Consider the following 13190-nt stretch of genomic DNA (forward strand, 5'->3'; position numbering starts at 1 on the left):
ACAACGAGGGGGGTTGAAGCCAGTGCGGTTAGCTGCCCCACTGCTACAACGATCCAAATACGTTCGGAAACAAGGCCGTGCGGCGTGTCCACAGAAATCACCTAACCGCCAACGGCAAGTGCAGGTTGCCCTTCCCGTCGATAACCCACAAAGGAACCATTGTGATGCGAAGAGTGTCGGGGTTTTTGGCCTGGGCTGCCGAGCAGGCAGATCAGTCGATCGGATGGTGGCGGTTACCTAACCCGTTGGCCATACTGGTGTTGATTGGACTTCGTGACCAGCTCCGCACACACAATCTGTACGACACCGGCCGCGGGCCTGCGGAGAAGCCGCCCTATGAAGACCCGAATGTGGCTAATCACCCCACCGCCCGCATGCTCAACGGCACCTATAACGACCTCCACAACCCGCTCATGGGGTCGCTGGACAGCAGGTTCGGGCGCAACATCCCGCTGGCGCACACACTTCCCGAAGATCGTCAGCGGCTGGAGGAGGACCCCAACCCGCGAGAGGTAAGCCAGCGCCTTCTCACCCGCGGTGAAGGCGGCTTCCAGCCGGCGACCACGCTGAACCTGCTTGCCGCGGCATGGATCCAGTTCGAAGTACACGATTGGTTCAGCCACGGCACCCTCGACGACAGAGACAACCCGTGGAAAATCAAGATCGACGACAATCGATGGCCCAAGCCGACCATGCGGATCTCGCGGACCGTGCCCGACCCAAGCCCTGACTCGGCCGGTGAGCGCACCTACGCGACCAACGACACCCACTGGTGGGACGGCTCCCAAATCTATGGCCGAAATCCGGATTTCGCCGATGGCCTGCGTCGCGGTGAGCGCAAGGGCAGGATCCGGATCGATAAACAAGGGCTGCCGCCCAAAGACCTCGACCAATACCTCGACTTCCGCGGGCCCGCCGGGAACTTCTGGCTGGGCCTGGCCATCCTGCATTCGCTGTTCATGCGGGAACACAATGCGATATGTGAGCGGCTGGCCGCGGAATATCCGACCATGTCCGACGACGACCTCTATGACAAGGCCCGACTCGTCAACGTCGCACTGATGGCCAAGATTCACACCATTGACTGGACTCCGGCGATCATCGCCCACCCCACCACCGTCTATGGGATGCGCGCCAACTGGTTTGGCGTTCTCGGGGAGGGCTTCCGTCGGCGCTTCGGACGGATCACCAGCAGCGAGATCCTCCAAGGCATACCGGGATCGCGGACGGACCACTTCGGCGTTCCATACTCCCTTACCGAGGAATTCGTGGCGGTCTACCGGATGCACCCGCTGATCCCGGATGACTTCACCTTCCGCTCCGCCACCGACAACACCAAGCGCGGCGAGTCGTACCCCCTCCCCGAGTTGCTCCTGGGTCACGTCCGCGAGCGGCTGCGCGGCTTCGACGACAAGATGGAAGACATCTTCTACTCCTTCGGCCGCTCCTACCCGGGCGCGCTCAACCTGCACAACTTCCCCACGCACCTGCAGAAATTCAAGCAGCACCTCGACGGGCCGCTCATCGACCTCGCAACGATTGACATCGTGCGGATACGGGAACGCGGCGTCCCGCGCTACAACGAATTTCGGCGGCTGCTGCGCCTTAAGCCGGCGTCCTCGTTCGAGGACCTCACCGACAACGCACAGTGGGCCGAGGAGCTGCGCGACGTTTACGGAGACGTCGAGCGGGTGGACCTGATGATCGGGTTGTACGCCGAACCCAAGCCGCCCGGATTTGGGTTCAGCGACACGGCGTTTCGCATCTTCATGCTGATGGCCTCCCGACGGCTGAACAGCGACCGTTTCTTCACGAGCGACTTCCGACCCAAGATCTACACGCAAGCCGGTATGGACTGGATCGCCGACAACAACATGCGCACCGTCCTGCTACGACACTTTCCGGCGCTGGAACCCGCCCTGCGTGGCGTCAAGAATCCGTTCGCCGCCTGGGCGCGGGTCACCGGGAAAGCCGCGTCGAAACCCATCCCCTACAGCGACGAACTGGAACGACGACGTTGGGACGAGGAGTTCTGGATCGGCTGGATCGTCAAGGTGCTGGGCTGGAACAACAGGTCGGCGTACCGCAAATACAAGCACGGGATCCGCGACGCGCACGCCAAGAGCCACGGCATTCTCCAGGGGAAACTCATCGTAGAGGACGGGCTCGACGAAGAGCTGAGTCAGGGACTGTTTGGGGGTCCGAAGAAGGAATTCGATGTCATCGCCCGACTCTCCAGTACCTCGGGAGCGCTCCGCAGCGATCAACTCCGGGGAGTCCGCGGCCTCGGCATCAAGGTGCTTGAGGTAGAAGGCGAGCGCGAGCCCGACACCGGGCTGCCCGGCGAGCCCGGCGCCACCACGCAAGACTTCGTGCTGGTTACCCATCGGGAGTTCCCGTTTGCCGACGTCCGTGCCTACGCCACAAAAGGAATGCTTGCCGCCTTCCTGCTCGCGTTGCTGTCGGACCGCGGGCTGAGGTTCGTCAGCCATTTGCTCGATGCGGCCGTGATGGTTGGGATAAAGCTTTCACCGACTCTTGCCCTGCTCGTTCTCCCCAACAACCACATCCTGGGCGAGACCTTCTACTCCTCGGCTCCGTTGCGCTACGGCGACTACGTGGTCAAGATGCGCTACCGGCCTTCTTCACCCTCGGTGAAAGCGCTGACGGGTGTGCCCGTGCCCCGCGACGCCGGCCCTGATGCCCACCGCGACATGGTCGTCCAGTTCTTCGACAGCAACAGCGCCGAATACGAGCTGCAGGTACAACTGTGCACCGATACTCGGACGATGCCGATTGAGGACGCCAGCGTGGAGTGGCCGGAATCCGCTTCTCAATACCGGACAGTCGCCAAGATAAAGTTCGACATGCAGAGCGCTGACAGCCCCGAGCGACGCGCTTATGGCGACGATGTGCTGTCGTTCAACTCGTGGCGAACACTGAAAGCTCACGGACCGCTCGGATCCATCAATCGCCTCAAGAAGAAGGTATATGAGGCCTCGAGCAACTTCCGGCACGATATGAACAAAGTGGAACGAAGCGAACCCGCCACTATCTCGGAGCTGCCCGATTAGAGTTTCGGCTAATGCATGTGTGGAGTGAGACGGACCTCTGAGCTGGGAACTTCAGAAACGATCTGTGACAACAAGTCCGCTCGGCGCAGTTCCTGAGAGGTTTCCCGTGCGATGTCCAATATGGACAATTCTGCAATTTGGAGACTTACACTCTGACTCCATGGGCCGCCGTTGGCAGTTGCTCGATCGCCCCGTGGAGCAGGAGGCGATTCGATCGGCATTGGGTGGGGGTGAAAGCTGCGGTGCGATCTTGTTCGGCGCCGCCGGCGTCGGCAAGACGACCCTGGCCCGCACCGTCACCGCGTCGCTGCGTTCCAAAGTCAACTGGGCAGCGTGCACCGAGTCCTCGCGCAGCATCCCGCTGGGGGCTTTCGCCCACTGGGTGCGTCCGTCCGCGTCGCGCGACCCGGTAGCACTCATCGCCTCGGCGCGCGAATCCATTCTCGCCCAAGACAATACGGTCGTCAGCATTGATGATGCGCATTTGCTCGATCAGCTGTCCGCGACGTTGCTGCACCAAATTGCGGTCGACGGGGCTGGACGTATTGTGGCCACTGTCCGCAGCGGTGAACCCGTTCCCGACGCCATCACCTCGTTGTGGAAGGACGGCTATTTGCAGCGTTTGGAGCTTCAGCCGTTCACAAAGCAGCAGAGCATTGCGCTCGTCGAATCGGTCCTCGGCGGGACGCTCGAGGGTCTGAGCGCCGACGTCATGTGGGAGTCATCGGGCGGAAATCCGCTGTTCCTTCGGCATATGGTCGAGGGGGCATTCGATGCCGGAACATTAACCGAGGTCAACGGGGTGTGGCAGCTGCGTGGGCCCACCGTGGTTCCGTCTGGTTTGGCTGCTCTGCTGGAAAACCGGCTCGATCACGCCGGCGCCGATGTCATGAACGCATTGAAGCTGCTGGCGCTATGCGAACCGCTCGACATCGAGACGCTTTGCGAGCTGGCCGGTGAGGAGGCCGTGGATGCCGCCGAGACGCACGGCTTGATCCGGATCGTTCGGGACGGCACCCAATTCGTCGACGTGCGCTTCAGCCACCCGCTCTTTGGTGACGTGGTCCGGCGTCGCATCGGGACAGCGTCGGCCCGGAAGCTCAGGGGCCGCCTGGTGCAGGTTTTGCGCGACCGCAACCTCGACTCAGCCGCTAGCCGCATCCGGCTGGCGCAGCTGTGCGTCGACAGTAACCAAGCCGTCGATACCGAGCTGCTCGTCGCCGCGTCCAAGGATGCGATGTTTCTATCGAATCTTCCACTCGGTGAACGCATTGCGCGTGCGGCGTTCGAGCGTGGCGGTGGTGTGCGGGAAGCCGAGCTCCTGTCGCGCGCATTGTTGTGGCAAGGCCGTCCGGTACAGGCTGACGAGATCCTTAATCGGTTTGAACCCGACGACCTCGACGAGCTGCAGCTCGTCCAGTGGGGCGTTCCGCGCCTTTCGATCCTGTTCTGGTCGATGGGTGATGTCGCGCGCGCCAATCAGGTCTTGACATTGTTGCGCCAACGTGTGCAACACCCGAGTCTGAAGCTGGCGGTGGAAGCGACCGGATCGGCAATGGCCGTGCACGAGAACAGAATTACGGCCGGGATTGCCGAAGCCGAGCGCGTGCTGGCGGACCCGAATGCCCCGAAACAGGTAATCGATTGGGCCGCTTTCGCGGCGGGTCTGGCCATGCCGGTTGCCGGCCGCGGGGCCGATTTCGAACCGATCGCTGCCAGATGCCGTGCCGAGCAGAAGGCCACCGAGGGCATGATCCGGGTCATGGTGCGCTACTGCGACGTGCTCGCGCTCACCTCCGTCGGCGACTTAGATCTGGCCGATCGACGCGCAGCGGATTACGCCGAATTCTCCTCTGCGGGACAGCGCCTGGCGTGGGCTATCGCGAAGATCACGGCCGGTCTTGTCGCGGTTTACCGTGGCAAGTTCCCCGAAGCCATCTCGGCGCTAGAGCAGGCGGTGGCAGCGCAGGCCGCCGAAGTCTCCATGCCATGGCAACTGCCGGCAAGGGTGCTACTGGCGAAGGCTTACGCGGCGTTGGGCCGACCAGAGGAGGCCGAGCGGGTGTTCGCCGACGCCCAGGAGCATAGGGGCCCGCACATGGCGATTCACTCGCCGCAAATGATGGTCGCCAAATCGTGGCATGCCGCGGCAAAAGGGCTGGAGCGACGCGCGGTTGAATTGGCCCGCGCAGCCGCGGATGTCGCACACAAGGCTGGTCAGTACGCCGTCGAGGCTGAGGCGCTGCACCATGCCGCAAGGTTCGGTGATCGCACCGTGGCGCAGCGGTTGGCCGCACTCGCCGAAAAGGTGCAGGGGCGAATGGTGACACTTCAGGCCCACCACGCCGCAGCCGTCGCTATCGGCGACGGTGCGGCCCTCGACGCGGTGAGCACCGAATTTGAAGACGCCGGCTTGCTCCTTTCGGCCGCAGACTCCGCCGCGCAAGCCGCACCACTGCATGATCGCGCCGGTCAGCGGCGGAAAAGCGCGGAGTCTTCGGCCCGTGCGCTACAACTGGCCGCTCAGTGCGGCGGAGCGACGACGCCGGCGATCAGATCCGCGGCACGACCTCTGCCGGTGACCTCCCGCGAGCGCGAGATCGCTGCGCTTGTCGCCGAAGGACTGACGAACCGGGAAATCGCGGAGCGGCTGACGGTATCGGTTCGTACCGTTGAAGGTCACATTTACCGGGCGTGCATTAAACTCGATGTCACCGATCGCGACGAACTCGGACAGATCATTCGCCAGGATGTAAAAGCGTAGCAAACGGCGTCCGACATCAAGAATCGTAAATACCATCGCACGCGCCTGCACGCCAGGTTATCGCTCAGGCTGTTCCGGTCACCGCCCAGCGACCGGAGAGCGCCCGCCAGCCGACGAACGCCAGCCGCAGCACCATGAAGGCGGTCAATCCCGACCAGATGCCCGCCAAACCCCAACCGAACGCCAACGACAACCAGATCAGCGCCAGGAATCCGGCCAGCGCGCTGACCACGGTGGGCGTGCGCATGAACGCCGCGTCGCCTGCGCCCAGTAGTACACCGTCTAAAGCGAACACGATTCCGGCGACCGGCAATTGGGCCACCAGGAACCACCACGGCACACCGATCGCAGTCAGCACCGAAGCGTCGTCGGTGAACAGTTCGGGCAGCACAGATGCACCTACCGCCAATACCCCGGCCAGCATCCCGGCGGCAATCGTGGAAAACGCCGTCACGCGCGACGCTATCGACTTCGCATGCGCGGCATCACCGGCACCCAGGGCGGCACCGACCAGCGCGCCTGCGCTCCGATGGCCAGCGAATCCAGAACCAGCGCAAGGAAATTCCATAGCTGCAGCACCACTTGGTGCGCCGCGATCGCCGCGGCGCCGAACCAGGCGGCCACCGCGGCGGCCGAGACGAGACAGATCCGAAAAGCGAGGCTCCGCATAACAAGGTCGCGGCCCATCACCACTTGGGCGTGCAGCACGGTGCGGTCGAGCCGCCGCGGCACCCCTTCGGCCGGCAACGCCCGCCCGAACGGCAGCGCCGCCGGCCACTGCCCCGCCAGGTTCGCCACCGCCGAGCCGAACAACTCCAGCCTCGGCAGCCGCTGCTGTGCCCGCTGCTGGTCACGGCTGGCTGGGCCTTCATTACTCCCTTCTGCTACCCAGCCGCCGGCGAGTGTGCCACCACGGTCAAGCGGAACCCGTACCGGGGGGCATCGCCGACCATGCCGCGCCCGAACCCGCCCATACCCATGCGGCCTGAGGCCAGCGGCATGCCGGCGATTGCGTTGGGCGCCGGAATAGCGCCCGAGGCGCCGCCCACGGTGCTGCCCGGCAACGCCGCCGGGAGTTCGCTGCTCGCTGCCGCCGCGGGTGCGGCCCAACTCGGCGGCACCGACAACGCCCCGATCGAGCCCGCATGGCCCAAACCCGCTGCCGTGCCCCCGTCCAGGCCGCCTAGGCCTGCCGGGCCGCCAAGGCCTGCTAAGCCCGGAATGTTGAGTAATATGCCCGGTAACCCCGCCGCCGCCTTAGCGGCCTCCGGGGCGTCCTTAACCAGACCCTGGCCGAAGCTGAATAGCCCGGTGAACGTCGACTCGGCGTCGGAAACAAGACCCGAAAGCCCGGTGAACATCGACTCGGCGTCCGAAATAGGACCGGAAAGTGTCGTAAACGCGCCCAGGGGCGACGCCAACGACAAGGTGGACGACCCAGTCAGCGCCTGTAGGAGGTCCACGAACTGCGCAGATAGCCCAGAAGTGAACGACGTGGACGCGGCGGGTGAGGCGAGTGACTCCAGAGCCTGGGGGATCGCGGAGGTCACCTGCGTGCTGGCGGCCTGGGCGACCGCGGCGGCCTGGCCGGCCAACCCGGCCAGGCTGGTGGTCTGCGGCGCCGCGGTGAACGGCGTAACCCGGGTGGCGGTCGCCGAGCTGGCAGCATAGCCGTACATCGCCGCAGCGTCCTGGGCCCACATCTCGCCGTATTGGGCCTCGGTGGCCGTGATCGCCGGCGTATTCTGACCGAAAAAATTCATCGCGACCAGCACCATCAGCTGAGCGCGGTTCGCCGCGATCACCGGCGGCGGCACCGTCATCGCAAACGCCGTTTCGTAGGCGGTCGCGGCCGCCTTGGCCTGGGTGGCGGTCTGCGCGGCCTGCGCGGCGGTGGCGTTCATCCACCCCACATAGGGGGCGGCCGCGGCCGCCATCGACAGCGACGCCGGACCCAGCCACGGCCCGCCGGTCAACCCCGAGACCACCGACCCGTAGGAGCTTGCCGCCGAACTCAACTCGGCGGCCAACCCTTCCCAGGCCGTCGCGGCGGCAACCATCGGCCCCAACCCCGGACCGGCATACATCCGAGCCGAGTTGAACTCCGGCGGTAACGCCCCGAAATCCATGCTGAAACCTCTGCCAGGTCAGCGGACCGCTGCGGCGTTGGCCGCCTCGGTGGCCGCATACGAGCCCGCACTGGTCCCCAGAGCGGTCACAAACATCTCGTGCACCGCCGCCGCCTGGGCACTCACTGCCTGATAAATCGCAGCGTGCGCTGCGAATTGCGCTGCCGTCAGCGCCGAGACCTCATCGGCGGCCGCGGGAACCACCCCCGTGGTCGGTGCGGCGGCGGCCGCATTCCCGGTGGCCACCACCGCACCGATCCCCTGCAGGTCGCCAGCCGCAGCCATCAGCATCTCCGGCTGCGCGGTTACAAACGACATGTCAATGCTCCGTTCAGGAATCTGTCTTACTGGTTGGACCGGTTCGGGTCTACGAGCAACGTACGGTCGACCGGCAAGGAGAATCGCGAGTAGTTGCTACCTGTCTAGCTGTCTGGTGCCAGGTGGGTTTGCAGGTAGTGCTCTTCAATTGCGCTGAGTTTGCGGGCCGGTGCAGGAAAGAGATCCCATGAGCTGTGGGTTTGGGTGTCGCCGGGGACCCAAACCCCAGCGACGGTCCCGCACTGCCGGCCTCGCAGGTTGCCCGAAACCCGTCCCGTTCTGGGTGGCGGTGGGAGCGGAACGACGCTGCCGACCAATAACCCGCTGGCGATTGTCAGCAAACTGTTGGGCAGAGGGTGCTCGGGCTTGTTGCGCAGTCGGCCTCTCAGTTCAGCCATATCTTGGGCACCCGGTTTGCGCACGATGAAGGCCTCCAGCGGGGCGTGCAGCGCGCCTGCAACCTCCCACGCAACCGGTATTCCGCCCCCGTTGCACGCGCCGAGCAGGTGTTGCACGATGATGGGCTCACCGTTGCTTGCCTCAGTCAACAAGGAGAGCTGCCTGCCCCACCTGCGTCGGCCGGTCAAACTTGTGCGGGTGGAAATGCCCGTTGAGTGCATCGAAGTAGCGGTAGGCGATCGCGGCGTCGAACTCTTCCATCCGACGGCTAGGGTGATCCGTTTGTACAGCGCCGCGAAATAACCCATACGGCTCGAGTTGGCAATCGACCAGGCAACGATCTTGTCGATCGAATCGATCACGCGCCCAGGCGTTGGCGTGCAGGAGTGTGAGCCCGTCCAGGACGAGGAGCGTCCCCGCGGTCGGCGGTGCGCACGTGAGGAAACCACGGGTGCGCCTTCGTACGCCGTCATGACCTTCCAGAACGGCCATCTCAGTAACACTGACGTTGTGGTTGGCGCTGGCTTATAATTCCTGCCGCTTTCAGGGTCGGGCGTCCTGGAGTATTACGTCGCTTGCCTTTTCGGCAAGCATGTAGACGGCGGTGACGATGAAGAACCCGGGGATGCACGGGAAGACCGACGCGTCCACGATGCGTAGCCGCCCGACTCCCTGCACGCGGAACCGGCTGTCGGTCACGGCTAACCGGTCGCCTTCCCGCCCCATCCGGCACGTGCACGACGCGTGGTGACCCCAGGCCTGGTCACGCACCCAGTCGCGCACCTCGTCCCGGGTCTGCACCGACGGGCCGGGTGAGATCTCCTCGGCGACAAGGTCACCGGCCCGCCGCATGACATCGCGGGCGATCTGGACTCCGTCCACAACGGCGTCGATATCGGCGCCCTCGGCGTCGGTACCTTCGTCGAAGTAGTGGAAGACGACCGCTGGCCGCTCGCGCGGGTCGGCGGAGTGCAGCCGGACCTCACCCGCCCGGTTGACGGTGTGAGCCTTGAGCACGGCCCAGGTGAAGTAGTCGCGGAGCGGTGTGAGGTTTTTCGAGAAACCCGGGTAATAGCCGTCGAACCGGGCGGGCAGGCCGAAGACGAACAGGTCGGGGGACTCGAGTTCGCGACGGGACCGCCTAATGATCCCCACCAGCGCGCCGTTGGTGGCGTAGATGCCCTTGCCGGACTGCCATTCGCGGAAGGCCGGGTCGTTCTCGCCCGGTTCGGGCGGCTGGAACCGGGCGCCGCGCAGCCGGGGGAAGTCGCGCGTCATCCGGCTGACACAGGTGACCTCGTAGCGGTCCTGCAGGTTGAGGCCGACGCCGGGAAGGTCGAGCCGGACCGGGATGTCGAACCCCTCCAGCTCCTCGCGTGGGCCTATTCCGGACAGCTTCAGCAGCTGGGGCGTGTTGAACGCGCCTCCGGCCAGCACGACCTCCCGTGATGCGTGCGCTTGCTGCGCGGGCGGCATCGCCCCGCCTGCCGGGTGGGGATCGCACCGGTAGGCGTGCGGGGTGTCGATGTACTCGACACCGGTCGCGGCTGGCTGCTCGTCGAGCAGCACCCGGGTGACCAGGCATCCGGTGCGGACCTCCAGGCGGTCGGGGAAGCGCCGTGCTACGTCGCGGATCCGTTCGCGGCTGCCGTTCCGGCGCCCGTCGCGCACCGCCATGGGTATCTGCCATAGCCCCTCGAGGCGGTCCCTGACGCGCCAGTCGTTGGGATCGGCCCAGTCGCGCAGGTCTTCGAGCGCCGTGAGCGGCCGCCCCAAGAACTCCTCGAGGTTCGCGACTAGGGCGTCGAGGAGGATCCCGACGATCTCCTCGTCGCCGACCGCGAGCAAGGGGTCGGCCAGCGAGGTGTGCAGCCAGCCGCCGAAGCCGTGCCTGGCGTGGTTCTTGAACCGTCCGGACACCAGGGGCAGGTGCGTCACCAAGGCCGCGAGGACCGGGTTGGACGGCCGCCGCCATGGCCGGCGCCGGTACCCGCAGTCCTCGAGCCGCTCGAAGTAGGCCCGCATGTTCTCGGCGGCCCAGGACTGGTCGCCGGTCAGCTCAGCGATCCCGTCCCAGTCCTGGGCGTGCGGGTACACGGTGATCATCGCGTTGTGCGCGGTGCAGCCGCCCAAGGTCGCGGCGCGTGGGTAGAAGACCCCGTCCTGGTCGGCGACATATTTCTTGTCCCGTTCCTGCTGCTTGAGGTCCGCATAGTGGCGTACGAAGAACTGCCAGCGGGTGGCTGGATCCTCGGTCGCCAGACCGTTGAACGCGGGCACGGCGTACTTGTCGCTGTCCGGTTCGCATGCGCCCTCCGCGCCTGCCTCGAGCAGCAGCACGCGCATGCCGGCCTCGGCCAGCCTGGCGGCCAGCGGGCCGCCGCCCGCGCCCGAGCCGACCACGATGTAGTCGTACAGGGCTCGGGGGTCAGTGCTCGCGGTCACGGCTGCGCCTCCCGCCGGTGGTACACCCACGGCGCCACCGCGAGCACCGTGTGGAGCGCCGAGACGGCGGTGATGGGCACCGTCATCGCGGGCCGCAGTTTTCCGAGGTGCCGACCGCCGCGGCCGTCAGCGTGTCGCTGGTGTGAATGAGCACGGCCTGGCTGACGGTGTGCTGGAGCGGCTCGCCGTGCTGTGTGACCAGGTCCGCGCCGATCAGCACGGTCCGCACGCCGAACAGCCGCAGACCGTAGATGGCCGCCGCCTCGTCCGGGTTTCTCCCCGAACCGCTTGATGATCAGCCCGGGAGCCAGCAGCGCAAGCAGGTCATTCACAATGCGCATCGCTGCCAGCGCGTACCTTGCTGCATCAGCGGACCCGTCGCAGCGCGCCGATCACCGACCAGAACGGTATTCCCTGCAGGCGGTGCAATCGAATTGCGGAGTCAATTGCAGGTAAATGGTCCCGACGAACACCGCTTCTTGCCTCGGCGCAGACCCGACTGACCTTCGGAACCATTACCGTGCAGCCCATTTCCCTGTACCCCCTCTCTGGTCGTCTATCACACCATGAGCCACTTCAACCGCGGGATCAATTCAATAACTTCGTCCAACAGAACTTCTCCGGCCTGTCATCCAGCAGCTGCCCACGATGCCCGGCGGTTGCGACGGGATGCCGCACGGTAGGGAACCGCATCGCTTGGCCGACCGCTGCGGCTTGCTAGGTTGCAGAGGTGGGCCACTTGCCTGAACGCGTAGCAGTTGCGGCGGTGATCACGTGGATAGCAAAGTCTCAGAACAGGTTCAGCGAAACGCAAAGGGCGAGTGCGAACTGCTCAAGGATGGTCGCTGGAGCTGCTGGCCCGACGCTCTTGATACCGCGACGCTGGCCGCTGTGGATGACCGGGAATTCGAGATCTATAAGCTCGCCAGCGAGCACTTCCGACATGATTTGACGCAGTTTTGGAACCACTCGTCCTTCTTCGCCCTGCTTCAAGGCGCCTTCATCTCGGTGGCCGTGACGAATCTCGGACCGCAGAACCAAAGTCAGTCGGCTGGCGTGTTTGATCACAAGCAGATCGGCGCCGTCATCGGAGCCGTCGGCTTGTTGCTCGCCCTCTTCTGGGCCATGGTTGCCTGGCGGAGGTCGGTGCTCATTCAGAAATGGCGCCAACAGGTTGTGCACCTCGACGGTCGGGTGAACCGCCACGCGATGTATCAGCGGGTGGAGCCGAACATGGCTCGCTATTGGTGGTACGGCCCCACTAAGCTGACGGCGAGTCTGCCGGCCCTGATTGCAGCGGTGTGGCTATGGCTACTCAGCGCCTCGGCGAGAGCGACTACGTGCTCAGCGCCGACGAGAAGCCTGGCGTGCAAGCCCGTAGCCGCATTCATCCCAGCCGGCCGCCCGGACCGGGCCGACGGCCGATGCGCGTCGAAAGCGAGTACCGACGCTACGGCACGCTGGCCTACCTGGCCGCCTATGACGTGCACCGCGCCCACGTAATCGGCCACTGCGCACCCAGCACCGGCATTGAACCGTTCACCGCGCTCGTCGACAAGGTCATGGCCCGCCAGCCCTATGCCTCAGCGCGGCGGGTGTTTTGGGTCGTCGACAACGGCGCATCCCACCGCGGCTGGACCGCAGCAGCGCGGCTCACCGATGCGTTTCCCAACGCGACCATGATCCACCTGCCGGTACACGCGTCCTGGCTCAACGAGATCGAAATCTACTTCTCGGTCCTCCAGCGCAAGCTGCTCACCCCCGACGACTTTCCCGACCTCGACGTCCTGGCCAATCAACTCACCGCGTTCGAAGCCCGCTACAACACCGCCGCCCGACCATTCGACTGGCGCTTCAACCGCAACGACCTCAACCGACTCCTCACCAGAATCGCCGCATAACCCCCGACACCCGACGAACTAACGAGCGTGACCACTAGGACGCCGCTGATTTAGTGTGCCGGTTTCGGCGTGGCTGGGCGGGGTTGGCGCGGGTGTGCCTGGAGAATCGGTGTGTGGCTTTGGGACGTGAGAATCGGCAGGGTCGATTCGATGACGTGAT

Annotated in this window: 7 protein-coding genes and 4 pseudogenes; 5 read left to right on the top strand and 6 right to left on the bottom strand. The window is 65.1% G+C overall.

Annotation, left to right across the window (positions count from 1 at the left end; all coding sequences use genetic code 11):
* Nucleotides 1-164 precede the first annotated feature (164 nt).
* The 3 genes and pseudogenes from ACLP9N_RS22625 to ACLP9N_RS22635 all read left to right on the top strand — a co-directional run.
* Nucleotides 165-1961, top strand: a pseudogene (locus ACLP9N_RS22625) (peroxidase family protein); the annotation flags it as partial.
* Between the two features lie 24 nt (nucleotides 1962-1985).
* Entirely contained in the window at nucleotides 1986-3074 is a 1089-nt protein-coding gene (locus ACLP9N_RS22630) for a catalase family protein (RefSeq protein ID WP_442409497.1), read from the top strand.
* Nucleotides 3075-3234: 160 nt separating this feature from the next.
* Nucleotides 3235-5838 carry a LuxR C-terminal-related transcriptional regulator gene (locus ACLP9N_RS22635; RefSeq protein ID WP_442409487.1) on the top strand — a complete coding sequence of 868 codons (2604 nt, stop codon included), beginning with the start codon at nucleotides 3235-3237 and terminating at the stop codon, nucleotides 5836-5838.
* 64 nt (nucleotides 5839-5902) lie between these two features.
* Here the strand turns inward: ACLP9N_RS22635 and ACLP9N_RS22640 are convergent.
* The 6 genes and pseudogenes from ACLP9N_RS22640 to ACLP9N_RS22665 form a co-directional block, all read right to left on the bottom strand.
* Nucleotides 5903-6666 (bottom strand): annotated as a pseudogene (locus ACLP9N_RS22640) (MATE family efflux transporter); the annotation flags it as partial.
* A gap of 56 nt (nucleotides 6667-6722) precedes the next feature.
* Entirely contained in the window at nucleotides 6723-7967 is a 1245-nt protein-coding gene (locus tag ACLP9N_RS22645) for a PPE family protein (RefSeq protein ID WP_442409488.1), read from the bottom strand.
* 18 nt (nucleotides 7968-7985) lie between these two features.
* A complete protein-coding gene (locus tag ACLP9N_RS22650; RefSeq protein ID WP_442409489.1) occupies nucleotides 7986-8285 on the bottom strand; it encodes a PE family protein in 300 nt (99 codons plus the stop codon).
* A 404-nt stretch (nucleotides 8286-8689) separates the two neighbouring features.
* Nucleotides 8690-8770 (bottom strand): annotated as a pseudogene (locus tag ACLP9N_RS22655) (phosphoribosyltransferase); the annotation flags it as partial.
* A gap of 457 nt (nucleotides 8771-9227) precedes the next feature.
* Nucleotides 9228-11129: a GMC family oxidoreductase gene (locus ACLP9N_RS22660; protein ID WP_442409490.1), complete on the bottom strand. Its 1902-nt coding sequence runs from the start codon at nucleotides 11127-11129 to the stop codon at nucleotides 9228-9230.
* 82 nt (nucleotides 11130-11211) lie between these two features.
* Nucleotides 11212-11358: a hypothetical protein gene (locus tag ACLP9N_RS22665; protein ID WP_442409491.1), complete on the bottom strand. Its 147-nt coding sequence runs from the start codon at nucleotides 11356-11358 to the stop codon at nucleotides 11212-11214.
* A 662-nt stretch (nucleotides 11359-12020) separates the two neighbouring features.
* Between ACLP9N_RS22665 and ACLP9N_RS22670 the strand changes: the two are divergent.
* Together ACLP9N_RS22670 and ACLP9N_RS22675 are read left to right on the top strand one after the other, a co-directional pair.
* Nucleotides 12021-12392: pseudogene (locus ACLP9N_RS22670) on the top strand (RipA family octameric membrane protein); the annotation flags it as partial.
* Nucleotides 12393-12436: 44 nt separating this feature from the next.
* Nucleotides 12437-13030 (top strand): transposase, encoded by a 594-nt coding sequence (locus ACLP9N_RS22675; RefSeq protein ID WP_442409492.1) that lies wholly within the window; start codon nucleotides 12437-12439, stop codon nucleotides 13028-13030.
* Nucleotides 13031-13190 lie beyond the last annotated feature (160 nt).

The sequence above is a fragment of the Mycobacterium sp. genome, assembly GCF_052144515.1.
Taxonomy (GTDB): domain Bacteria; phylum Actinomycetota; class Actinomycetes; order Mycobacteriales; family Mycobacteriaceae; genus Mycobacterium.